Origin of the sequence: Devosia enhydra, assembly GCF_900119845.1 — a bacterium.
In the GTDB taxonomy this organism is placed as follows: domain Bacteria; phylum Pseudomonadota; class Alphaproteobacteria; order Rhizobiales; family Devosiaceae; genus FPKU01.
In genome coordinates this window covers 1,422,369-1,445,716 of sequence record NZ_FPKU01000001.1, presented here as the reverse complement: position 1 = coordinate 1,445,716, position 23,348 = coordinate 1,422,369, and the positions used below count along the sequence as shown (strand labels likewise).

General features: G+C 63.6%; 19 protein-coding genes. 4 read left to right on the top strand and 15 right to left on the bottom strand.

Features of this window, described 5'->3' with window-relative positions; translation table 11 throughout:
- The first annotated feature begins 161 nt into the window (after positions 1 to 161).
- Complete coding sequence (locus tag BT183_RS06980) at positions 162 to 905, top strand: SDR family oxidoreductase (protein WP_072340213.1); 744 nt, start codon at positions 162 to 164, stop codon at positions 903 to 905.
- Between the two features lie 23 nt (positions 906 to 928).
- Here BT183_RS06980 and BT183_RS06975 read toward each other — a convergent pair whose 3' ends face one another.
- The 5 genes from BT183_RS06975 to BT183_RS06955 all read right to left on the bottom strand — a co-directional run bounded on the left by BT183_RS06975 (position 929) and on the right by BT183_RS06955 (position 7,994).
- Positions 929 to 2,677 (bottom strand): ABC transporter permease, encoded by a 1,749-nt coding sequence (locus BT183_RS06975; protein ID WP_244545257.1) that lies wholly within the window; start codon positions 2,675 to 2,677, stop codon positions 929 to 931.
- Complete coding sequence (locus BT183_RS06970) at positions 2,670 to 3,659, bottom strand: ABC transporter substrate-binding protein (RefSeq protein WP_072340211.1); 990 nt, start codon at positions 3,657 to 3,659, stop codon at positions 2,670 to 2,672. Before BT183_RS06970 ends, BT183_RS06975 begins: the two co-directional genes overlap by 8 nt.
- Before the next feature lie 52 nt (positions 3,660 to 3,711).
- The gene (locus BT183_RS06965) at positions 3,712 to 4,815 is read right to left on the bottom strand and encodes an MBL fold metallo-hydrolase (RefSeq protein WP_072340209.1); all 1,104 of its coding nucleotides are present in this window, start codon (positions 4,813 to 4,815) and stop codon (positions 3,712 to 3,714) included.
- On the bottom strand, positions 4,815 to 5,897 hold the full coding sequence (locus BT183_RS06960) for an ABC transporter ATP-binding protein (protein WP_072340208.1): 1,083 nt from the start codon (positions 5,895 to 5,897) through the stop codon (positions 4,815 to 4,817). The genes BT183_RS06965 and BT183_RS06960 overlap by 1 nt, the downstream gene beginning before the upstream one ends.
- 150 nt (positions 5,898 to 6,047) lie before the next feature.
- Positions 6,048 to 7,994, bottom strand: coding sequence for an acetoacetate--CoA ligase (locus BT183_RS06955; protein WP_072340206.1), 1,947 nt, complete (start codon positions 7,992 to 7,994; stop codon positions 6,048 to 6,050).
- Between the two features lie 83 nt (positions 7,995 to 8,077).
- Here BT183_RS06955 and BT183_RS06950 point away from each other — a divergent pair, with 83 nt between their 5' ends.
- On the top strand, positions 8,078 to 8,632 hold the full coding sequence (locus tag BT183_RS06950) for a helix-turn-helix transcriptional regulator (protein ID WP_143145693.1): 555 nt from the start codon (positions 8,078 to 8,080) through the stop codon (positions 8,630 to 8,632).
- Positions 8,633 to 8,693: 61 nt separating this feature from the next.
- On the opposite strand, the gene BT183_RS06945 is transcribed toward BT183_RS06950, so the two are convergent.
- From BT183_RS06945 to BT183_RS06925, 5 genes are all read right to left on the bottom strand, one after another.
- Positions 8,694 to 10,016: an RNA polymerase sigma factor gene (locus BT183_RS06945; RefSeq protein ID WP_072340202.1), complete on the bottom strand. Its 1,323-nt coding sequence runs from the start codon at positions 10,014 to 10,016 to the stop codon at positions 8,694 to 8,696.
- Between the two features lie 45 nt (positions 10,017 to 10,061).
- On the bottom strand, positions 10,062 to 11,099 hold the full coding sequence (locus BT183_RS06940) for a LacI family DNA-binding transcriptional regulator (RefSeq protein WP_072340200.1): 1,038 nt from the start codon (positions 11,097 to 11,099) through the stop codon (positions 10,062 to 10,064).
- A 92-nt stretch (positions 11,100 to 11,191) separates the two neighbouring features.
- A complete protein-coding gene (locus BT183_RS06935; protein WP_072340198.1) occupies positions 11,192 to 12,028 on the bottom strand; it encodes a carbohydrate ABC transporter permease in 837 nt (278 codons plus the stop codon).
- On the bottom strand, positions 12,025 to 12,987 hold the full coding sequence (locus BT183_RS06930; RefSeq protein ID WP_072340196.1) for a carbohydrate ABC transporter permease: 963 nt from the start codon (positions 12,985 to 12,987) through the stop codon (positions 12,025 to 12,027). The genes BT183_RS06935 and BT183_RS06930 overlap by 4 nt, the downstream gene beginning before the upstream one ends.
- Positions 12,988 to 12,992: 5 nt before the next feature.
- On the bottom strand, positions 12,993 to 14,258 hold the full coding sequence (locus tag BT183_RS06925; protein ID WP_084603298.1) for an ABC transporter substrate-binding protein: 1,266 nt from the start codon (positions 14,256 to 14,258) through the stop codon (positions 12,993 to 12,995).
- Positions 14,259 to 14,567: 309 nt separating this feature from the next.
- Between BT183_RS06925 and BT183_RS06920 the strand changes: the two genes are divergently transcribed.
- Positions 14,568 to 15,827 carry a hypothetical protein gene (locus tag BT183_RS06920; protein WP_072340192.1) on the top strand — a complete coding sequence of 420 codons (1,260 nt, stop codon included), beginning with the start codon at positions 14,568 to 14,570 and terminating at the stop codon, positions 15,825 to 15,827.
- Positions 15,828 to 15,894: 67 nt separating this feature from the next.
- The gene (locus BT183_RS06915) at positions 15,895 to 16,329 is read left to right on the top strand and encodes a VOC family protein (RefSeq protein WP_072340190.1); all 435 of its coding nucleotides are present in this window, start codon (positions 15,895 to 15,897) and stop codon (positions 16,327 to 16,329) included.
- A 233-nt stretch (positions 16,330 to 16,562) separates the two neighbouring features.
- On the opposite strand, the gene BT183_RS06910 is transcribed toward BT183_RS06915, so the two are convergent.
- The 5 genes from BT183_RS06910 to uvrB all read right to left on the bottom strand — a co-directional run bounded on the left by BT183_RS06910 (position 16,563) and on the right by uvrB (position 23,334).
- Entirely contained in the window at positions 16,563 to 17,030 is a 468-nt protein-coding gene (locus BT183_RS06910; RefSeq protein ID WP_072340188.1) for a DUF3237 domain-containing protein, read from the bottom strand.
- Positions 17,031 to 17,167: 137 nt separating this feature from the next.
- Positions 17,168 to 17,392 (bottom strand): hypothetical protein, encoded by a 225-nt coding sequence (locus BT183_RS06905; RefSeq protein WP_072340186.1) that lies wholly within the window; start codon positions 17,390 to 17,392, stop codon positions 17,168 to 17,170.
- Positions 17,393 to 17,640: 248 nt separating this feature from the next.
- Complete coding sequence (locus tag BT183_RS20225) at positions 17,641 to 19,422, bottom strand: 5'-methylthioadenosine/S-adenosylhomocysteine nucleosidase family protein (RefSeq protein ID WP_143145692.1); 1,782 nt, start codon at positions 19,420 to 19,422, stop codon at positions 17,641 to 17,643.
- Positions 19,419 to 20,345, bottom strand: a complete 927-nt coding sequence (locus tag BT183_RS06895; RefSeq protein ID WP_177282418.1) for a winged helix-turn-helix domain-containing protein — start codon at positions 20,343 to 20,345, stop codon at positions 19,419 to 19,421. Before BT183_RS06895 ends, BT183_RS20225 begins: the two co-directional genes overlap by 4 nt.
- Before the next feature lie 229 nt (positions 20,346 to 20,574).
- A complete protein-coding gene (uvrB, locus tag BT183_RS06890) occupies positions 20,575 to 23,334 on the bottom strand; it encodes an excinuclease ABC subunit UvrB (protein WP_280173919.1) in 2,760 nt (919 codons plus the stop codon).
- Between the last annotated feature and the right edge of the window lie 14 nt (positions 23,335 to 23,348).

Below are 23,348 nucleotides of genomic sequence, written 5' to 3'. Positions count from 1 at the left end.
ATCGGACGCGCCTGCCATGGTGGCACCATGCGCGGCATCCGCCTGTTTCTGGTGGTGGTAATTGAACCTGACGATGGAAGATTCGCGTCGCTTCTGACAGTGATGAAACAGCAATGCGCGCTGCCGGATCGCGATCCGGCGCATGAGAGGAGAACGGCACCATGGCTGACAGCAGGATCGCAATCGTCACCGGAGGCGGCAGCGGCATCGGCCGCAGCGTGGCACACACGCTGGCCAGTGCAGGATGGACGGTGGTGGTGGCCGGGCGTCGTCTCGACGCGCTCGAACAGACCGCCGCAGGCCATTCCGGCATTCACCCGATCGCCGCCAATGTCACCGATGCGGCATCGGTCGACGCGCTTTTTGACGAGACGGTGAGCCGGTTCGGTCGGCTCGATCTCCTGTTCAACAATGCCGGCGTCAATGTGCCTGCCGTGCCCTTGGACGAATTGAAGGTCGATGACCTCAAGTCCATCATCGACGTCAATCTCTTTGGCGTCATGCTTTGCGCCCGGGCGGCGATGCGGGTGATGAAGGCCCAGTCCCCGCAGGGTGGCCGGATCATCAACAATGGGTCGATCTCGGCCTATGCGCCCCGTCCCAATGCGGCGCCCTATACGGCGACCAAGCACGCGATTACCGGCCTCACCAAATCCATCACTCTGGATGGCAGGGCGGCCAACATTGCGGGCGGGCAGATCGATATCGGCAACGCCGTCACCGACATGTCGGCTCGCATGGCATCGGGCACGCTTCAGGCCAATGGTAGCGTCATGAGCGAACCGCGCATGGATGTCGACCATGTGGGCAAGGCCATCCTGCACATGGCGAGCTTGCCTCTCGAGGCAAACATTCCGTTCATCACCGTCATGGCAAGCGGCATGCCGCTTTACGGCCGCGGCTGAGGCCGCCACAGGCGAGGTCCCCTTCACACCTGCCAGGGGACCACGCCGGGCGCGAAGCGGCGGCCGATGACATCGACGATGAGCGCAAGGATCATGACCGCCGCCGTGATCACGGTGGCGAGCGCCGCCGCGGCGGGCGAATTGCCCTCATATTGCAGGAAGAACACCATCACCCCGAGCGTCTCCGTGCCGGTTGACCAGAGCAGGGCCGACAGGGTCAGTTCGTTGAAGGCGCTCATGAAGATCAGCAGCCCGCCGGCGAGCGCCGAGGGCAGGACGATGGGCGTCATCACGTGCCAGAGCCGGCGCAGCGGGGGCGTGCCGACGATGCGCGCTGCCTCTTCCAGCCCCGGATCGACCGTGCGCAGCGTGGCAGCGACAGGCCGCAGGGCGAGCAGCAGGAATCGTGAGAGATAGGCGGCCAGGATGATGGCGAAGCTGCCATAGATCGAAAAGCCGAGCACCGGCAGGGGCGGCAGGAACACGATGATGATTCCGATCGCCAGCACCGTGCCTGGTACCGCATAGGGTGCATCCGAGAGCAGATCGAGCAACTGGGCCAGCCTGTTCCGGCGGGTGACCGCGAAATAGGCCAGCGGAACTGCCACGATGCAGCAGATGGCCGAGGCGATGAGCGCCAGTATCGTGCTGTTGACGAACGCCCGCTGCACCATGGCGCTGCCCGACAGTACCCAGGCGAAATTGGCGAAAGACAGCGTCTCAAGGCTGAGCTTGACGCCCAGCGCGGGCACGAGCGCCGTCGCGATGAGCGCAAGAAGCGGCAGCACCGAGATCAGCAGCACACCCACCCAGGTGAGGACACCTACGGGCAGCCGCAGCCGGCCAAGTGCGAACGGGTCGGCGATCGGTCCCGTGCGATCGATGGCTGCACCTGATCGGCGCTGGATGATGGTGCGGATGGCGAGGCCCGCTATGGCGAGCCCCACCAGTACGAAGGCGATGGCTGCCACCTCGCCCAGAACCGATGGTCCGAAGCCGTTGAGGCGCTGGTAGATCAGGGTGGTAAGCAACGTCACCCGGCCCGGAATCCCGAGGAGCGCCGGGACACCGAAATTGCCGATGGCCGATACGAAGGCCAGGGCAGCACCCGCGAGCACGGAGGGGGCTATGGCCGGCAGGATGATGTGCACGACGACGCGCGCCGGTCTCGCGCCGACGATGCGGCCGGCTTCGATGAGATCGCGCGGCACCGAAGCGAGACCAGCGGCGACTGCGAGCAGCACGAGCGGGGCATGCTCGAGCCCCATCACCCAGATAATGCCGCCCATCGAATAGAGCGGGTTGGTGGTACCCGGTGGTGGTGCCAGCCCCAGGAGGCCCAGAATGGGGCTCGATGGGCCGCCCAGCCCGATCCAGGCCAGCGCCGAAATCTGCGGCGGAATCAGCATGGGCAGCAGCATGAGGAACATGAGCGCCGCGCGGCCGGGCAGGTCGGTCAGCCGCAGCAAAAGTGCGGCCCCCGTGCCCAGCACCACCGACAGCAGCGTCGACGCGCCGGCTGCCACCAGCGTGTTCCAGAAGGCGCGGCCGAAGGACCGGCCGGCCCAGGCCTCGCGCACGACGCCCAGCCATTCGCCGGCCTCGCCCTGCTTCAGCCCTTCGATGAAGAGGCGTCCCAGGGGCAGGACGACGAGCACCAGCACGTACAAGAAGAGCCCGGCAAGCAGCAACTGCTCGCCGGGAATGCGCAGGCGTTCAGGTCGGGGCGGCCGCGGCGTCGATACCGCGGCCAAAGATGCGAGGTCAGCCACCAAAGAGGTCTGCGAAGGTCTTCTTGTTGTCGGCGTCATCGGCCAGCATCTGTGCCGGATCGGCCTCAAGGATAGTCAGCGACGAGACGGCGGGATAGCCCTCGGGCGGATTGACCCCATCAAGAATGGGGAAATAGCCCTGCTCGACCGACTGTTCCTGCGCCGTGCGCGAGAGCTGCCAATCCACGAAAACCTTGGCGGCGTCGATATTGTCAGAGCCCGCGAGGATTGCGATGGGCTGGGTGATCGAGGACACCCCTTCACTTGGGAAGACGAAATCGACAGGCGAGCCGGCCTTCTTGGCATTGAGCGCCATGTATTCGATGATGATGCCATAGGGCTTTTCGCCCCGGCTCACCGCCTCGACGACCGTGCCATTGCCCTGGCCGGCGATCGCGCCGTTGTCGGCGAGAGCCTCGTAGAAATCCCAGCCGAACTGGGGCTGCTGCACCATGGTGCCGACATGGATGACGGCGGCGCCCGAATAGAGCGGGCTCGGCATGATCAGGCCCGAAGCAATCTCGGGCTTGGTGAGGTCGGCCCATGAGGTGGGCGGAGTGGAAACGAGGCTGGTGTTGTAGATGATGCCGGTGGTGATCAGCTTGGTGCCAAAGAAGGTCTTGTCGGGGTCGACCACAGCCGCCGGAAGGGCCTCGACCGGTGCATCCGCATAGGCATAGAGCAGGCCCTGATCCTTGACCTGGGTCATCGCGACGGCATCGGCGATCAGCAGCACGTCGGCCTGCACCTGGCCGGCCGCGATCTCGGCCTGCATCTTGCTCATCAGTTCCGTCGTGCCGGAGCGGAAGACCTCGACGGTGATGCCGGGATGCTCGGCGTTAAAGGCTTCGACCACGGCCGCCATCTGCTCGGTCGGCTGGCTCGTGTAGACGGTTATGGTGCCACCGGCCTGGGCAAGCGCCACGGCGGGCAGGGCGGCGACGGCAAACGCCGTGGCGAGGGCTGCAAGAGCGGCTTTCATCGATGGGCCTTTCTGTTGAACAAAAAATCCGAAATGTGACGGTGGCGGGCCATTAGCCGAGCCTCATGACAGCGCGGTGACGCGGATCGTCTTCAGGAGGGATGAAGCGCGCCGGTCCGGGCAGGGAAGCGGTGAGGGCGGACAAGGCGGGCTCGGGCAGGAATGCCAGCATCGCCTGCTCGGGTCTCACGGCTTGCAGCAGGCCGACGAGGTGGCTGCGGAGCGGATGGACGTTCCAGCGGATGAAGCGGGCCGCGCCCCTGTCCACCAGATCGGCCGAGGCCGTGCCGCGGGCGCGATGGCCGGTAAAGACGATCTCAGCACGACCGGCCCATGCGGTAATCAGCGTTCTCGCCAATCCCGATTCGGCATTGGCGCTTGCGGCAAGGGCAACGCCCTCCGGTTTGGAGTCGGTATCGAGCGGCCGCGCCGCGGCAAGCACTTTAGCGAGACGGTCGCGCTCCGGCACCGAAGGCCCGTCGGGATGGGCGAGCAGCAATTGTACCATGGCCGTGTGTGCGGGGCAGAGGCCGATCGGAAACCCGGCTTCATGCAAGAGGACGGCAATCTCCAGCCCGCGTCCGGCGGCCGGCACGGGCAACAGCATGGGCCCCTTTCGCGCCAGGTCGAGCAGGGCGGCGATGCCGGTCTCGAGCCTGTCCTCGTAAACCCCATAGGCGGCATCGGCCACCAGCAGTCGCGCTGTTGGAAAGGGATCGACGGGGAAGAGCACGCCCTCGTGGCAGAAATCGCCGGTATAGAGCAGACCATCGTCGCCACCGAAGCGGATCCAGATGCCACCCGGCGCGTGTCCGGCGCGCCCTGTCAGCACGGGTACGTCGAGGATGTCGGCTGCGCCGCACAAGGGCAGGGGCCGGATTTCGCCATGCCGATGGGCGCCCGCGATCTCGGCGGTCAGAGCCGTGGTGTAGATCGGCGGGCGGCCAAGCTGCGCCGAGAGGTCGAGCGCGCCGAAATGGTCGGGATGGGCATGCGACAGAACGATCGCATCGACGGGGCCGACGTCAGTAAGATCAGGGACGGCCTCGTCATCGGGGCCCTTGCCGCAATCGAGCAGGATGCGCCTGCCATCGGTCTCGAGGAGGAAGCAGGCAGGCCCCTTGCTCCCGAGGCCCGAAAGTGCAGTCAGCCGCATCAGGCGGCCTCGGCCCTGACTGCATCCGGCGCGGCCAGCACCCAGCCACCCTCGAACTGCAGGCTCACCGCTTCGCCCGGTTGCGGCGCATGGCGCATGCTGGCTTCGATGCGATGGCCGGGCAGGGCGGGGAGAACGAGATCAACCGCGTAGTGCCCGCCGCGATAGCTGACCTCGGCAACGCGTGCGGGCAGGCTGCCGGGGAAATTTGCTGGGACGATAACAACGTCGTCGGGCCTGAGGCAAAGTAGTCCCGGGCCCGGCGCAGCGTCGCCCCGGCTCTCGATGCGGTGGCCGGCGAGCGTGATGGAAAGGCTGCCGCCCTGGGACCTGCCCTCGACCGCCACCGGAAGCAGCGCGCCCTTGCCGACAAAGGCGGCCACCATGGCTGTGGCCGGTTCGGCATAAAGCGCTTCCGGCGTACCGACCTGCTGCAACTGGCCCTTGTCCATCACGGCGACCCGGTCGGCAAGCGCCATGGCCTCGGACTGGTCGTGGGTGACGAAGACGAAGGTCGTGCCGGTCTCGCGATGCAGGCGGCGGAATTCCTGCTGCATGGCGTGGCGCAGATGGGCGTCGAGATTGGCGAGCGGCTCGTCGAGCAGGATGATGCGGGGCGAGAGCGCGATGCAGCGGGCGAGCGCCGCGCGTTGCCGCTGGCCGCCCGACAGTGCCTGCGGGCGCCGGTCTTCGAGCCCCGTGAGGCCGACGGCGGCGAGGGCCGACGCCACCCTCTGGCGGCGCTCGGGTCTCGCGACGCCGCGCATCGCAAGGCCGAACTCGACATTGCGGCGCACGCTCATATGCGGCCAGAGCGCGTAGGACTGGAAGACCATGCCCAGATGCCGATCCTCGGGATCAACGAACCGGCCGGGCCCTTCCATCACCTCGCCATCGATGCGGATTTCGCCGCTGCCCAGCCGCTCGAGCCCGGCGATGAGGCGCAGCAGCGTGGTCTTGCCGCAGCCCGAGGGGCCGAGCAAAGCGAGAAATTCGCCATCGGCGATCGCAAGATCGACCCCGCGCAGCACGGGGGTTTTGCCGAAGCTCTTGGTGGCGGCGATGACATCGACGCTGGCCATGGCGGGTCCTCCCTGACCTACGGGGCTTATGACGGTGATATGACAGTTGGATGACGGCATGGTGCCGTGCCAAAGCGTCCACCGGCCTCCCGTCCGATGGTGGCGCGATCTTAACAGCTTGATCCGATTTGGAAAGCCGGACGCGCCGGCCTAATCGCGCAGCTGGGGAAGGTCCCGATAGTGATCGAGGTCCTCGGGATTGGCGAGGGCGCCGCTGTTGTTGATCTTACGCCCGTGGATGGTGTCGCGCACGGCGATCTCAGAGATCTTTCCCGAGCGGGTGCGCGGAATGGCCGGGACCGCGATGATCTTTGACGGGACATGGCGCGGGCTTGCGCCGGACCTGATGCGCTTGCGGATGATGTCGATGAGCCCGGAATCGAGCGCCGCGCCCTCGCGCAGCTTGACGAAGAGCACGATGCGCTGGTCGCCCTGCCAGTTCTGCCCCACGGCGATGGCTTCCTCGATCTCGGATATGGCCTCGACCTGGCGATAGAGCTCGGCCGTGCCGATGCGGACGCCGCCGGGATTGAGGGTGGTGTCGGATCGCCCCTGGATGACGAAGCCGCCATGGCTGGTGCGTTCGAGCCGGTCGCCATGGCGCCAGATTTCGGGCCAAGGCTCGAAATAAGCCGCCCGGTAGCGGCTGCCATCGGGGTCGTTCCAGAAACCCAAGGGCATCGAGGGGTGGGCATTGCGGCATACCAGTTCACCGGCTTCGCCCGGCGCGGCCTCCCGTCCCGTGTCGGGGTCGAGTGTCGTGACATCGAGCCCGAGAATCGCCCCCTGCATCTCGCCGCGATAGACCGGCAGCCGCGGGTTGCCGCCGAGGAAGCAGCCGCAGATATCGGTACCGCCCGAGATCGAGGCTAGGTGCAGGTCCGCCTTCCAGTCGTGATAGATATAGTCGTAGCTCGACGGGATCAGCGGTGATCCGGTCGACAGAACGGCGCGCAGGCTTGCGAGGTCATGCGTCGTCCTTGGCGTACAGCCGCCCTTGGCGAGGCTGTCGATATATTTAGCCGAGGTGCCGAAAATAGTGATTTTTTCCCGGTCGATGAGATCGGGCAGGTGCGTCTTGTCGGGGTGAAAGGGGCTGCCGTCGAAGCTCACCAGCGTTGCTCCGGCGGCGAGCCCGCTGATCTGCCAGTTCCACATCATCCAGCCGCAGGTGGTGAAGTAGAAAAGCGTATCCTCGGGCTTGAGGTCGCAATGAAGCAGATGCTCGCTCATATGCTTGAGGAGCAGCCCGCCGGCGCGATGCACGATGCCCTTGGGCTTGCCGGTGGTGCCCGAGGAAAAGAGGATCGCCATGGGCGCGTCGAAGGGCAGGCGCTCGTAGGCAATCGGGGCTTCCGGGAAAGGCGCGAGCCAGTCCTCAAGCGCGAGTGCCGGCTTGCCGTAATCGCCGGCCGGGGCGCCGAAGGTGACGATGCGGGTGATCGAGGGCGCGGCCGCTACGGCGCGGATGGATGCGCCGATCTCGATGTGCTTGCCGGCATAGCTGTAATTTGGGACCGCCAAGAGCAGCTTCGGCTCGATCTGGGCCAGCCGGTCGGCCGCCGCTTCGGGGCCGAAATCGGGCGAGCACGAAGCCCAGACCGCGCCGATGGCGGCGCAGGCGAGGTAGCTTGCGATCGATTCTACATCATTGATGACGATGGCGGCCACCCGGTCGCCGACCCCGATGCCCTCTGCGCGCAGTGCCTGCGCGATGCGGGAGACGAGGGCATGGAGCGCGCGCCGCGTCAGCCGGCGGCTCGACCCATCGTCGCGGCAGGCGATGAGGGCGAGGCGGTCGTCAGGATCCCGCAGCACGGTTTCCGCGTAATTGAGCCGCGCATCGGGGAAAAAGCGGGTCTCCGTGATGTGGGCTCCAGGGAGAATGACGCGGTCGCCCTTCTCGCCGACGATGCTGGAAAAATCCCAGAGCGCGCTCCAGAAGCCTTCCGGATCGGCAACACTCCAGCGGGCGAGCCCTGCGATGTCATCGTCCGCAAGGCCGTGCCGCCCCGTGGTGAGGCGATGAAAGCGGGCCATGTTGGAGCTTGAGGCGCGCGCCGCGGAGGGCTGCCAGAGGCAATCGGCGTTTGTCATGGGTCGCGCCTCCCCAGCGCATTTGTGTTGAAGTCTAACGCTTGCGGCGCGGTCGCCGAGAGTCGTATTTCTACCCTATGAGCATGTCCTCAGTTGCTGCGTTCGAGACGCTCCGGATCGTTGATCTTCCCGTGCCGGCCTGCGTCGCAGCGCATCGGATCATCAGGGCCTGCAATGTCGAGTTTGCCGGCCTTTTCGGCCATGACCGCGAGACGCTCAGCGGCATGAGCTTCAAGGCGCTCTATCCCGATCTCGAGGATTTCGTCGCCATCGGCCGGCGCTGGCGGCGGGGCATGGCGGCGGGCCTCGTCTACTCGGACGAACGGATCATGCAGGATCGCGAGGGCAGGAGGTTCTGGGCGCGGATGGATGGGCGTGCGCTCGGGGGCGAGGATCCGCTCGCGCTCGCGCTTTATATCTGCCAGCCCACCGGCAGGCCGGTGCCGTCCAGCGGGCTGACGCCGCGCCAGGCGCAGATCCTGACGCTCGTTGCGGCGGGCCGAAGCAGCCCCGATATCGCCCGCGAACTGGGGCTGTCGCCGCGCACCGTCGAGGCGCACCGGGCCCGGCTGATGCGGGCGGCGGGTGTGGCCAACAGCGCTGCGCTGATTGCGTGGTTCGAGCGGATGGGTGGATAGTCGATGGTGCCTATCTGAGGATCTGAACCCCTCATCCGGCCCTGCGGGCCACCTTCTCTCCTCAGGGGAGAAGGGCGGCGGCGGTTTCCCCTCGGGGGAGAAGGGAAGCAGAGGCGCGGGCCATCAGCAGGGCGCGTTCGCGGCTGTTGCGGGTGAGGCTGGCGGCGCGGCGGAATTCGGCGCCGGCTTCCTCGATCCGGCCGAGCCGCTCCAGCAGGTCGCCGCGCGCGGCGGGCAGCAAATGATAATCCTTGAGCGCGCCATCAGCACTGAGCGTATCGAGCAGCGGCAGCGCGGCCTCGGGACCAAAGGCCATCGAGACGGCGACGGCGCGGTTGAGCGCGATGACCGGTGAGGGATCGCGGCGCCACAGCGCCTCATAGATGGCCGCGATCTGGCGCCAGTCGGTGTCCTTGGCCTCGGCGGCACGGGCGTGACAGGCGGCGATGGCGGCCTGGAGCGTGTAGGGGCCGGCGCCTTGGGGCAGGGCAAGCGCCCGGTGGAGGGTGTCGAGCCCATGCCGGATCAGCACCCGGTCCCAGCGGCTGCGATCCTGGTCGAGCAGCAGGATGGGCGTGCCGTCGCTCGCCTGTCGCGCCCGCAGGCGCGAGGCCTGCAGAGCCATCAGCGCCAGAAGCCCGAGGACTTCCGGCTCCTCGGGCATGAGAGCGGCAAGGCTGCGGCCCAGTCGCAGGGCATCCTGGCAGAGGCGGGGGCGCAGGAGATCGTCGCCCGATGTGGCGGCATAGCCCTCGTTGAAGATCAGGTAGACGATCTCGAGCACCGAGGGCAGGCGCTCGGCTCGCTCCGCGCCGCGCGGGATTTCGAACGGGACGCCGGCCTCGGCAAGGGATTTCTTGGCGCGTACGATGCGCTGCGCGATCGTCGGCTCGGCCGCAAGAAAGGCGCGGGCGATCTCCTCGGTCGAAAGCCCCGCGACGACCCGCAGCGTCAGGGCTGCCCTTGCCTCCGGGGAGAGCAGGGGATGGCAGGTGGCGAAGATGAGGCCGAGCCGGTTGTCATGAAGGTCATCGTCGAGGCTGGCGATAAGCCGGGCTTCGACATCCTCGCCTTCGAGCTCCTGGTCGGTGGCGAGATCAGCGCCGACCTGCCGGAGCTTTTCCGAACGCATGCGATCATGCCGGAAGCCGTCGATGGCGCGGCGCTTGGCGGCGGCCATCAGCCAGGCGGCCGGATTGCGAGGGATGCCGTCGGCCGGCCAATGCCGGAAGGCGGCGAGCAAGGCGTCCTGCGCCAGGTCTTCGGCCCGGCTCAGATCGCGGGTGAAGCGGGCGAGGCCGGCGACGAGCCGCGGCGCCTCGATGCGCCAGACGGCCTCGATGGCCCGGCGGGTCTCGTCTTCAGTCTTTGTCGCCTCGGTCATCTATAGAGCGAAACAGATCGGGCTGGTCCGAGCAAGGGCCGATGATCAGAGCGCGCGGGTGGAGGCGCCGAGATAAAGGTCGGGGCCCATCTGCGTGGCCCGGCCCGGGGCGTCGCCTTCCTCGCGCAGGCGGCGGACCAGCATTTCGGCCGCTTCCTGCCCCAGCCGCATGGCGGGATAGCGGATGGCGGCGATGCGCTCGGGCAGGCGATGGGTGTCATCGTCTGAATCATAGCCGATGAACGAAATCTGGTCGGGAACGGCGAGGCCGGCCCGATGCACCGCATCGAGCGCGCCGAGCGTCGGCATGTTCACCGAGACCATCAGCGCCGTCATGTCGGGTACGTCGGCAAGCAATTGGCTAGCCATGCGAAATCCGTCCTCGACGCGTCCGCCGCCAAGCGCGATGTATTCGGGCGGCGGCACGAGGCCGAGATCGGCGAAGGCCTTCTTGTAGCCTTCGAGGCGCGGGGTGCCGAAGGTGGCGTTGGCCGAGGAAATGAAGCCGATGCGGCGATGGCCCTGCCGCAACAGATGGGCGATGGCGTTGCGCACGGCGCCTTCGTTGTCGACCACGACGGAATCGATGGGCCGGCCCTTGGGCGCGATCGGCACGGTGCGATCGACGAAGACGATGGGAATGCCGGTGGCGCGCAGCTTTTCAATGCGGGCGACATCATCCTGGAAGGGAAAGAGCAGCAGCCCATCAACGCGGCTGTCGGCGACCATGTCGAAATAGGCCTCGACCTGCGCCGGCACCTCGCGGTTCGAAAAGATGACGGTGAGGTAGCCGGCCTTGGCCAGCGCAATCTCCGCCCCGGCCGCGAAGGCGGCGTAGATGGGGTTGGAGATATAGGGAATGAACACCGCGATCTGCCCGGTGGAGCGGGTGCGCAGGCTCTGGGCGACGCGGTTGGGGCGGTAGTCGAGCTCGGCGATGGCCGTCTCGATGCGCTTGCGCGCGTCCTCACCCACGGGGCGCTTGCCGGTGAAATAGAAGGACACGACGCTTTGCGAGACGCCGGCATGGGCCGCGACATCCTTGGAGGTCAGCCTGCGGCGCGGTGCGCGATCCTCCGTCATTGTGCCGCTGCCGCTTGCTCGATCATGATGCGCATGAGCCGCCGCAGGTGCCCTGTTGTCAAGCCGGGCACCGGGTCACCCCTTGAAAACCCTCATGATTTGACTGCGCCGGCGGTCAGCCCAGCCACGAAGTGGCGCTGCATCAGCATGAGGCAGATGATCAGCGGCATGATGGACAGAACCGTGCCGGCGGTGACCGCGCCCCAAGGCGAAATTTCCATGTAGCCGGTATTGAGTTGTGAATGGAGGAAGGCGAGGCCGACCGGAATGGTGAATTCCTCGGTGCGGCTCATCATCACCAGCGGCAGGAGATAGGCGTTCCAGCTCGAAAGGAAGAGGATGAGGCCCGCAGCGCCCAAGCCCGGCCGCACGAGGGGCAGGGCGACGGACCAGAAGACGCGGATTTCGCTGGCCCCATCGATGCGGGCGGCATCGAAGAGCTCGGCGGGCAACTGGGTGAAATACTGCCGGAGGAGGAAGAGGACGAGGGCGTTTGCCGCCATGGGCAAGACCACCGCCGCATAGGTGTTGAGCAGCCCCAGTTCGCGCATGATGGCGAAGGTGGGCAGCACGGAAGCGTATTCGGGAATGGCGAGGCTGGCGATGACGAGCGCGAACAGCACCGTCTTGCCCCGGAAGCGGTAACGGGCAAAGCCGAAAGCCGCGAGCGTCGCGACAGCGAGACCTAGAGCGGTGGTCAAGACCGCGATCAGCACGGTGTTGAAGAGCCAGCGCGGCACCGGCGAAGCGAAGGCCTCAGCGTAATTTTGCAGCGTAACCTGCTGAGGAATAAGCGAAACCTGCGCCAGGAGCTCCACCGGCTTGATCGAGGACAGGATCAGCCAGTAGAGCGGCAGGGCGCAGATGAGGGTGACGAGGCCGACAAAGGCCCAGGTGGCGAGGCGGCCGGGCAGCGACAGCGGGATCATTGGTGCCGGCTCCGCAGCAGGCGCGAAACGATGAGCGTGGTGGAGATGATCGCGATGGCGAGCAGCACCGAGGCGGCCGCGCCGCGCCCGAGGTTGAACTTACCGAACGAGGTCTCGAAAATGTACATCACGGCCGTGTAGGTGGAGCGGGCCGGCCCGCCGTCGGTCAGCACATTGGGCTCGGCGAACACTTCCCACGAGGCCACCGAGGCAGCGACGAGCACGAAGAGCGTGACCGGTTGCAGCATGGGCAGGGTGATGTGCCAGAGCCGCGACCACCAGCCGGCACCATCGATGGCTGCGGCCTCGTAGAGCTCGTCGGGGATCGATTGCAGCCCGGCATAGAGCATGATCGCGTAATAGCCGAGCACGCGCCAGACGCGCATGGCGACGATGGCCCAGGGCGCGAAATCGGGGCTCGACAGGAAGGGCAGGCCGGAAAGGCCCATCCCGCGCAGGAGATTGTTGAGCAGCCCGACATTGTCATCATAGAGCAGCGAGAAGATCACCGAGACAGCGATCAGCGACATCGTGACGGGGGCAAAGAGCACGATCTGCACGACATTCACCGTGCGGCGGCTCAACTGGTTGATCGCCACCGCGACGAAAATCGCCAATGGCATCAGCACCATGAGGAACACTACCAGCATGCGCAGCGTGTTCCACATGCCGGTGCGGAAGACGGGATCGAACAAGACCGCCCGGAAATTGTCGACGCCCGCGAAGCTCGGGGCGCGGCCCAAGGGCCAGGAGAGGAAGGCCATGGCGACGGCGAGCAGGATCGAGCCGGCGCCAAAGGGCAGGAAGAGGAGGAAGAAGGGCGTGATGAAGCCATAAGGCGCCCAGCGCGGTTCGCCGCCGCCGGATCTCCGCCGGGGGAGGCTCTTTCCAGCCGTTTCGGGCCGTTCCTTGTGGGGAACGGCCCGGCCGGCAGCGTCGGGAGGAGCGCTGGTGGTCATGAGGGTCAGATGGCCCGGAGCTCGGCCAGCGCCTCGTCGATCGCCTCGCGGGCGGTCTTGGCGCCCGAAAGGGCCTGATCGACCGCGTTTGTCAGGGCCGAGGTCGTTTCGGTCCAATGCTGGTAGTAGAATTGCGGGAAGGGCACCGAGATCAGGTCGGACAGCACGGTCTGGCCGCCGAAATACGGGTCGGGGATATTGAGATCGACCACATCGCGGGCCGGTGCGTAAGCGAGCGTGCCCACGGTTTCGAACTGCGCCTTTATGCCGGCCTCGGAAAGCCACCACATTACCACGTCCTTGGCACCCTGGGGATTGGGCGCGTTGCGCAGCGCGGCATAGACGTGCCCGCCGAAATTGCCGGTGCGCTGGGGCTCGCCGGCATTCCATCGCGGCCAGGTGACCAGCTGCCACTGGCCGGACTGGTCGGGCACGTTGCGCTTGAGGTTGGTCGAGCCCACCGCATAGTTCATGGTGTAGCCGACGATGGTGTTGTCCTTGATGAGGTCCCAGTAGTTCGGGGCCGACCAGACGGTATCGTAGGAGAGGCCTTCGGTCTTGAGATCGACGAAGAATTGCAGCGTATCGGCAGCCAGTTCCGCGTCTGCGACGAGATTGCCCGAAGCATCCCACCAATTGCCGCCGCGGGCGTTGAAGTAGCCGTTGAACATCAGGAAGCCATTGGCGCCCGGCGGCTGGATGAAGACGTGGGACTTGCCGCCCGACTTCTCCTTGAGCTCGCGGGCTACGGCGACGACATCGGCCCAAGTGCCCTCGGGATCGATGGCGAGGCCGTGGGTTTCGAGCGCCGCGCGGTTGACCCAGAAGCCCATATTGCCGGGGCCCTGGATGAAGGTGATGAGCTCGCCCTCATTGTCGAGCAGGATGCCCTCGGGGAAATTGGCGCGGAGCGGCTCGAGTTCGGCCGTCATGTCCATGAACTGGCCGGTGGCAAAGAGGGCGCCGGTTTCGCGGGTGAGGATCTGCACGACATCGGGCAGGCCCTGGCCGCCCTGCAGCGCGATGACGAGGCGCTGGATCAGATCGGCGGCCGGCATCTGAACGATTTCAAGCTCATAGCCGGGATAGGCGAGGGGGAAGCCTTCCTTGAGCTTGGTCGAGGTGGTCTGGTCGAAGACCCAGACGGTGAGCTTGCCGCTGCCCTGGGCGCGGGCGGGCAGGGGCATGCCGGCCAGGATGGCGGCGCCGCTGGCAGCGCCGGCCAGGGCCAGAAGACGACGGCGGTTCAGGGACATAGCGGATGTGGTCATGCTCTCCTCCAGGATGTGCACGCTGCGGCGGCAGCGATGGCGACCGGTTGACCGGGTTATCAATACGAATTGACGACGAGGCTATCCGCCCTAGGATCAGGCTGTCAAGGGGGAGGATGTGGGTCTGGGTCGACAGAAAGCTCGCACGCATGACCGTCAATATACGTGTTGGATCCATCGAATTGACGCGCCAGAACCGTGAAGTTCGAGTCGCAGTCCTGTTGGAGGTGCGATTGACAAGCTTTCGGCGCGGGTTTAGGCGTTGAGGTGTTCACAATACGTATTGATAAAAATTTGCGGGAGGCGGCGATGGATGACATGCGCCATGGAGATGTGCGGCAGGCGATCGGCGCGGCCGAGGACGAGATCTTCCGGCGCTTCGTGCATCCGCGCTTCGGCTTCCTGCTCGATTATGCCGGCCGCAATGGCGAGGCCGACTTTCCCGACGCCGCCGACATGCAGGCCTGCCGCCCCAACGCCATGGCGTGGTGGACGCCGGTGGAAAACGGCGCCTTCTTCACCGGGCTGATGCTGGCGGGGCTGTCCGCCCGGCCCGAGCCGTGGCGGCGGCCGCAGACCGTGGATCGGGCGCGGGGGCTGGCCCGGGCGCTGATGCGGCTGGGGACGGTGGGCGATAGGCCGGGTTTCGTCGCCCGCTCGATCGCCGAGGATGGCAAGAGCCACCCTCCCGTGGGCTCGGACGACCAGACCAGCCCGTGGCTCTATGGCTTCTGGCGCTATCTCAAGTCGGGCATCCCGACCGCCGAGGAGCGCGAGACGATCACCGGCGCGATGATCGGGCTTTGCCGGGCGTTGATGGAGACCGGCTGGTCGATGCCCTGCGATGCCGGGCCGGGCTTCGGTTATCGCGGCAGCTGGGCGCATTTCAATTTCGTGCATGCCCCGAGGCTTTTGTTCGCGCACCGCATCATGGCGGAGCTCGACACCGCCAATCGCGACCGCTGGCTGCGGCTCTATGCAGAGCGGCTGCACGAGCGCGACAACAACAAGGGCCCGAGCCGGCTCGAACTCTGCGCGCGCGGGGCGCTTTATGGCAACCCCGGCAGCTGGATCGGCTACCCCGACAATCCGCCCTTCTGGATTTCGGCGACGGCGCAGGCGGGGCTGGCCGAGATGGCGGCGCTCGAAACCGACCCGGCCATCGCCGAGATGTTCCGCGCCGGCTTGCGGGCCAATGGCGAGGCGGCGATCCACTATATTTCGCAGCATCGCTGGTTCGACAATGACGAGCCGACGGCCTATCGGCTCGACTGGCGCGGGCTCAATGCGCATTGGCGCGAGCAGCCCGATATCGATACGGCACTGGCGGTGGCAAACCGGCAGCGGCTCGACTGGTTCCGGTCCAATCCGCGCAAGATCTATGAAGAGCACCTCATGCGCGAGCCCCTCTGGGCGGGCTGGATCGCGCTGCTGTCGGGCGATGCGGATGTGGTGGCGCGCGCGACCCCGCTGATCCGCGCGGCGGTGCAGCATTATCGCTGGGAGCGGCTCTATTCGGGGGCGTTCTTCGTCACCGCGCTCTATCCGATGGGGCTGGCCGAGGGCTGAGGGCTTCGCTTGCGGATCGGGCGCGGCGGGTTCAGGGTAGGTGGCCTTACCAGCCGGAGCCGGACCGATGGCGCTCAAGCGAATGGACAATGTCGGCATCGTGGTTGCCGACCTCGATGCCGCAGTGGCGTTTTTCGCCGAACTTGGGCTCGAGCTCGAGGGGCGGCAGGCCATTGAGGGGGAGTGGGCCGGGCGGGTAACGGGGCTGGGCGACCAGCATGTCGAGATCGCCATGATGCGCACCCCCGACGGCCACAGCCGGCTCGAACTCTCGCGCTTTTTCCGGCCCGAGGTGATCGCCGATCACCGCACCGCCCCGGTCAACGCGCTGGGCTATCTGCGCGTGATGTTCGCGGTGGAGAACCTCGACGACACGCTCGAGCGCCTCACGGGGCTCGGCGCCGTGCTCGAAGGCGAGGTGGTGCAATATGGCGATGTCTATCGGCTCTGCTACATCCGTGGGCCGGAGGGGATATTGATCGGGCTGGCGGAGGAGCTTTGAGGGGGGAGTGCGATGTCGCCTCTTACCTCTCCCTTTGGGGGAGAGGTAAAGAGAGGACCTCACCCTGAGGAGCCCCGGAGGGGCGTCTCGAAGGGCGAGGTTCGCTTGCTGTGGGGCCCGCCCTCGTGCTTCGAGACGCGCCTCTGGCGCTCCTCAGCATGAGGGCTCAGGCCTCGTTCGACGCGGTGAAGAGCGCTCCGCCATGAGGGCTCTTTGCTCGCCAGCGCTCCTGCCTATTCCACCGCGGAAATCACCATGGTGACGGTGGTGGCGGAGCGGGCGCCGGTGCCGAGGCAGATGAGGCGGTTGAGCCACTGGTAGCGGGGGTCGCCGGTTTCGAGGCGGGAATGGGTGCGCATATAGTAGAGCGCGGGATCGACCGCCTCGCCGCGCCCGACACGCGCCATGATGTCGGGCGGGCCGTGACGGACGCCGATATTGCGGATGTCGAGGATGGCGCCATCATCGGTTTCGAGCATGTAGCGGGTGTCGATCTCGGCCAGCCCGTCGGGGCGGATGGTTTGCCAGTCGGCGCCGAAATTGCGCACCACGCCATTGAGCCGCTCGCCAAAGAACCGGCCGCCGACAATGGGCACGATGCGGCGATGCCCGCCGGGGGTGGCGCCCATCTCCTCGGGCTTGCCCAACTGCACCTCGATGGTGAGCAGCGGCGACAGCGACAGCGTGGGCAGAGGCGACATCGACAAACCCTCGGGACTCGGGACGCCGACCCGATCGCGGGCCGACGCGTTGGCTATGAGCCCTACCGATAGGCGGCCGGCTGATGTTGAGCAAGAGAATCGGGATCGGGAGGCAAGGGCCTGGAGCCTTTGGCCCTTCACGCGATGCTGCGCGGCCGGAGAGGAGGCTCCTGCCGGATGGTGAGGCTGTTGCGATCGGGAATGATCACGAGCTCATAAGGCTGGCTGAGCCGAAACCGCCCCGCCTCCGGATTGAACTCGGCAAAGCGAAACCCGACCTCGGCCATGCGCAGGGCCTCGTCGGGGGTGAGGGGCAATTCGCGAAACGAGCGGCCGGCAAGCTGGGTGGTGAAGGAGAGCATGAGGGAATCCCTGGGCGAGGATGTTCCTGTTTTGTTCCATATATGATTGCGGGTGTCTATGCCTAAGGTCGTCCGGCCTAGTAGAATAGACTCAGCGACATAACCCTGGACGTGAACCCTGAAGGCTAAGCCCAACATGTAGTAGAACATTTGGATGACTGGGCTTCCATGCTGATCATAAGTGAGATATGTACAACAGGGTAGGCTCGGCGAAGTAACATAAGTTTTTCACTGGCGCCGGAAAGTATTCAGTTCACCTTCTCGACCCATGTTTCTCTAATAAAGTTCAAAACAAGCTTAACGGCATTGGTAGCTGCCAATTCTTGAGCATCGTCAGACTTCTTGTCGGCGAAATCGCAAATACCTTTCGCCATTCCGAAGCGGACTTGCTTTGCAAGGCATGATGTAACTAATCCCCCGGTTTCCATCTCGCCGCCAACTGCCTTTCCGTTAGCCGCCAATATGGTCGCTTTAAAGAGGGCGTCATCAACTAGCTTTTCGCCTGTCAATATTGCTCCGACGTGCACTGCATGCTCTAGGCCATCGGCCGCGGATGCGTGGCCATATGATACAAGCCTAGCCTCCGCAGGAATTCTATCCCCTCGAAAGGCCATCACACCATCCTGTACCTTGGCAGGCTCATAGAGTGTGAACTGCTCTGCTACGAGGACGTCACCGAAAGACTGTTTTGAACTATCGACTCCAAAACATATGCCCACTGCGATTGCCATCTCAACATTGACAGCCGCCAAAAAGTCGTGAGCCACTCGCTGGCTGCCATGCAATCCACCCGAGCCCATACCCGTGCGCACATGTATGACGTGGACTTGGTCGTATATTGAATAAACGTTATAATAGCCTTCCGGACCAGTTTCTCGGCCAGCTGGTATAAACCCAAACTGTGCGAGCTGTGCTCGTAATACTTCGTCTTCCAATTTAGTTGCGGTGAATAAAGCGATGCGTGTCCTACTTACTTTTTTTGAAATATCGTCCTCCAAACTCTCTGCGTAGCCCCGGTCGGATTTTGAACGCGCATCTATTGCATTGCGAATTTTTTCGGCGAATATAGTGGGATCACTTACAAAGCCGCGACCTATTTCTGCGAACGAAAATTGTCTTAGCTCTTGCTTTATATGTTCTTGATTAGGAGAAAATATGTTATCTATTCGGCGCAACTTATTTAATATAGATTCAAACAACATATCTTTCATTTCGACAAATCGAAACAAGTGTTCATGCCGAGCGAATGAGTTAAAGAAAGTATCATAATCTGCGATTGTTACTATTTTGTCCAGCCCGAGTCGGGCAATAAGGATAAAATTCAAATCAATATCATATAGTGGATATTTATCATAGTCTTCTATAAATTCGTCAAAATATAAACCGGTAGGCGAAACAGTAGCGTGGACCTCCTGATAATGATCAGAGAACGCCCTAGTCGAGATGTTGCCTAATCGATAGGACGCATCCGGCTGAGGCGAAATTTTTTGCTTTAGGTAAATACTGAATGTAGCACCGATTGGATTGTCGATCAGTGCTCCTGTTACAAAAGCGCGTTGAGTCTTAACAAAGGCGGCGTCTTCCGTTGAAAATGTATTTCCCGAAAGTCCCGTAGTCGCAAGCGTCACCAGTTTTTCTTTAATATGATTAGTAGTTCTTAGGTTTCTAGACTGCGCATACAGGTCATTCATTAATCTATTATAACTTGGACTAAAGTAATTTCTGTAAGCGCTCCTGTTTTCTGAGTATAGTTCTCGCCGCTGATCAAAAAATGACCAAGGGTCGTTTGGGGCAGACGTTAGGGTCAGTCGTCGGTTTGAAACTAATGTCCCTACCAGGCGGATAAGATCAGGCGACTTGTAAAGCATCTCATGCGCTTGGCCGAACGGAGCGTTCAGGCGTCCAGCTGTCATAATGGCGGTAAGTCGAATAAACTTGGCAATTTCAGTTGGCTTCCAAGACTTCTGTCTTATTAGCATAAGCTCGCGATTCAGAAAATGTAGGAACAGCGGTTGAAAGGGTGAATTCACTGATCCCCCAAATCCATACTAGCAAAAACGTATTTTGACCAACTATCGAACATAACAAAGTCGTTTGGCAAGGATCCAAGTGGTCGCCAATTTAAATTGCGGTAGCCTAGGCGATGGTTTTCAACGGAAATTCGTGGAATCTGAACGCAAGCAACCACTCCGAACGCATTCGAGCGTTCCAGCGACGCATCATCCCTGACAAAGCCGAGAAATTGGGGTGCCGTAACGTTATTGTAATGATATCCGGAAAACTTGCTTAAAAACTGATGAACCTCTCTCTCCACGGCCCAATTGAAGCCGACTCCCGTCTTGTCAAACAAATTAATATCGTTTTCACGAAAATGGCCATGGAGTCCTATTGTTATAGCTTGAGAAATAGAATGATAATTTTCATCATATTTAGACGGCTCAAAAGTTAGAACATGACCGTCATTTATGAGGAGTATAAAGGAATTTACTGACAAGAAATGCTTTGGTCGTTTTGTTCTGGGGCTAATCCACGAAAGTGCAACAGTTTTTAGGAGATGGATAGGATAATGATTTTTGTTGAAGTAGCCGCTACGTATTGAGGGGGGTAAAGAGTACGGATTGACGAAAAGAGTTGGGGTTGCCAGCATCTGCCGGCGCCTATCAAAGCCCACGTATACGCGTCTGTATGCGGTCGGATAGACTTCTGAAAGTGCCCTGAGCGCGAAAGTTGAGGGTGCGTAACGATAAAAACGAGACTTCCCTTTTTTTGAAGTGATGTCCACCGCAATTCGAGCCTGAACGGTCTTATGAGGCGTAGCTCCACCCAAAGCTGCGCTGATATTTGAACTAGTCTTTATGTGCTTGGCAATTTCTTTGGATGTAGCTGGACGGCCTAAAGCGTATAGGCTGTTCTCAATGGCATCCAGCAATGAAACAGAGCTATGCCTTTTCATGAGGGTCATCCCGGGGGTCGGCAGTTAGAATAGGTCTTTTATCGGCACCTCAAGGTGCTAGTGAAATTGACCAAAATAGCTGGAGGTGACGAGGTCCGTCTGACTGTCCGGCTAAGGTTAGAAGCGTTGCGATACCGCACTTCTGCGCTGATCCCAGTTCTAATAGCCACCGCCCGAAGGAGTCCAGTTTCCTTTTTGCTGCGATCTCCTCTGAGGTCTGCGCTTTCGGTTAGTCGACTGTTCCCTCCAGCACATCTAGCTCCATGGTGCGGAGCCGCTTGACCTCATCCCTGAGCTTGGCGGCTTTCTCGAATTCGAGGTTGGTGGCGGCCTCGCGCATTTCGCGTTCGAGATCCTTGATGACGGCGGCGAGATTGTCGCCGGCGACGATCTTTTCCTTGCCGTCCTTGCCCTTGCCGATCGACACCGAGACATGGTCGCGCTCGTAGACGCTGTCGACGATGTCGTGGATGTTGGAGCGCACCGATTGCGGGGTGATGCCGTTGGCCTCGTTATAGGCCACCTGCTTTTCGCGCCGGCGGTTGGTTTCGGCTATGGCGCGCTCCATGGAACCGGTCATGCCATCGGCATAGAGCACCACCCGGCCATCGACATTGCGCGCGGCGCGGCCGATGGTCTGGATCAGTGACGTCTCGGAGCGCAGGAAGCCCTCCTTGTCGGCATCGAGAATGGCGACGAGCCCGCATTCGGGAATGTCGAGACCCTCGCGCAACAGGTTGATGCCCACCAGCACGTCGAAGGCGCCGAGCCGCAGATCGCGGATGATCTCGATGCGCTCGATGGTGTCGATATCGGAATGCATGTAGCGGACCTTGAGGCCCTGCTCGTGCAGATATTCGGTCAGATCCTCGGCCATCTTCTTGGTGAGCACGGTGACCAGGGTGCGATAGCCGGTAGCGGCCGTCTTGCGGATCTCGTCGACGACATCATCGACCTGGGTCTTGGCGGGACGGATCTCGACGGGCGGATCGATGAGGCCGGTGGGCCGGATGACCTGCTCGACAAAGGTGCCGCCGCTCTGCTCAAGCTCCCAGCTGCCGGGGGTGGCCGAGACATAGACGGTCTGCGGGCGCATGGCGTTCCACTCCTCGAAGCGGAGCGGCCGGTTATCCATGCAGGAGGGCAGGCGGAAGCCATATTCGGCCAGCGTCGCCTTGCGCCTGAGATCGCCGCGATACATGGCGCCCAGCTGCCCGATGGTGACGTGGCTCTCATCAACGAAGACGAGCGCGTCATCGGGCAGGTATTCGAACAGCGTCGGCGGCGGCTCGCCGGGCCGGCGGCCGGAGAAGTAGCGCGAATAATTCTCGATGCCCGCACACGAGCCGGTGGCCTCCATCATCTCGAGGTCAAAGAGTGTCCGCTGCTCGAGCCGCTGCGCCTCGAGGAAGCGGCCGGCGCCGTTGAGCTCCTGCAGGCGGGCGGCCAGCTCCATCCGGATCTCGCGGATCGCGCCGGTGAGGGTGGCGCGGGGCGTGACGTGGTGGGAATTGGCAAAGACGCGGATGGCGTTGAGATCGGAGCTCTTCTTGCCGGTCAGCGGATCGAACTCGGCGATGGACTCGATCTCGTTGCCAAAGAGCGTAATGCGCCAGGCGGCATCCTCATAGTGGGCGGGGAACAGCTCGACGGTATCGCCCCGCACCCGGAAGGTGCCGCGGGTGAAGCCGGCATCGCCGCGCTTGTATTGCAGCTGCGACAGCGCGCGCAGGAATTCGCGCTGGTCGATGCGCTGGCCCTTGGCCAGATCGATGGTCATGGCGGTGTAGTCTTCCACCGAGCCGATGCCGTAGATGCAGGAAACGGAGGCCACGATGATGACGTCGTCGCGCTCGAGGATCGCGCGGGTGGCCGCGTGGCGCATCCGGTCGATCTGCTCGTTGATGGTCGATTCCTTCTCGATATAGGTATCGGTGCGCGGAACGTAGGCCTCGGGCTGGTAGTAATCGTAGTAGGAGACGAAGTACTCGACCGCGTTGTCGGGGAAGAAAGCCTTGAACTCGCCATAGAGCTGGGCCGCGAGCGTCTTGTTGTGCGCGAGGATCAGCGCCGGGCGGCCGGTGCGCGCGATGGTCTGCGCCATGGTGTAGGTCTTGCCCGAGCCGGTGACGCCGAGCAGCACCTGGTCGGTCTCGCCATTATTGGCGCCCTCGACCAGCTCGGCGATGGCGGTGGGCTGATCGCCCTTGGGCTCGTAGGGCGAGACGAAGCGGAACGGAATGCCGCCGCCGGCCTTGGGCGGCCGCGCCGGGCGGTGGGGCCGCCAGGCATCATTGCCCTCCACCTCCTTGCGGCCATGCAGGATGATCTGCTCGAGCGCGCGCACGGTGGCGGAAATGCCGACATTGCCGACCTCGGTGCCGATTTTCGCCACCTGCTGGGTGCCCGAGGGCATCGGCGTGGTGCCGATATTGGAGCGGGCGCTGGCGAGGGCGCCGCGCATCTGCTCCATGGTGTCGGGATCCTTGGCGGCAGCGCGCGAGATGTCGCGGGCGGAAACCTTGTCTCGGGTGGCGCGAGAGGCGACATGGCCGAAGCCGGCCTGCGCCGGCTCGGAAAAGCCATCGAGATTGGCGGGGCGCTCGACGGAATTGGCCCTGGATTTCGGCGCCTTGAGCGACATGCCGGTGGCAGCTGAGCGCTTGGGCTTTGCCGAGGGGGCCTCGTCCTTCGAGACGGCGCTGCGCGCCTCCTCAGGATGAGGCTTCGAGACGGCGTTTTGCGCCTCGTCAGAATGAGGCTTCGAGGATTTGCGCGGCTTGGGCGTCGGCAGCGGGCCATCGGCCTTGGCGATCAGGGCATCCTGTGCTTCGGCGGCGCGGCGGGCGGCGTTGTCGAGGGCACGCTTGTTGCGCAGCCGCTCCTGGGGCAGGGGCTTGCTGGCGGCGATATCCTCGCCCTTCTCGATCTCGGAGAGGAAATCGTCGATTGAAAATTCGGCCGAGGGGGCCTTCTTCGACGTGGCCATGGTGGTCTCCGGAT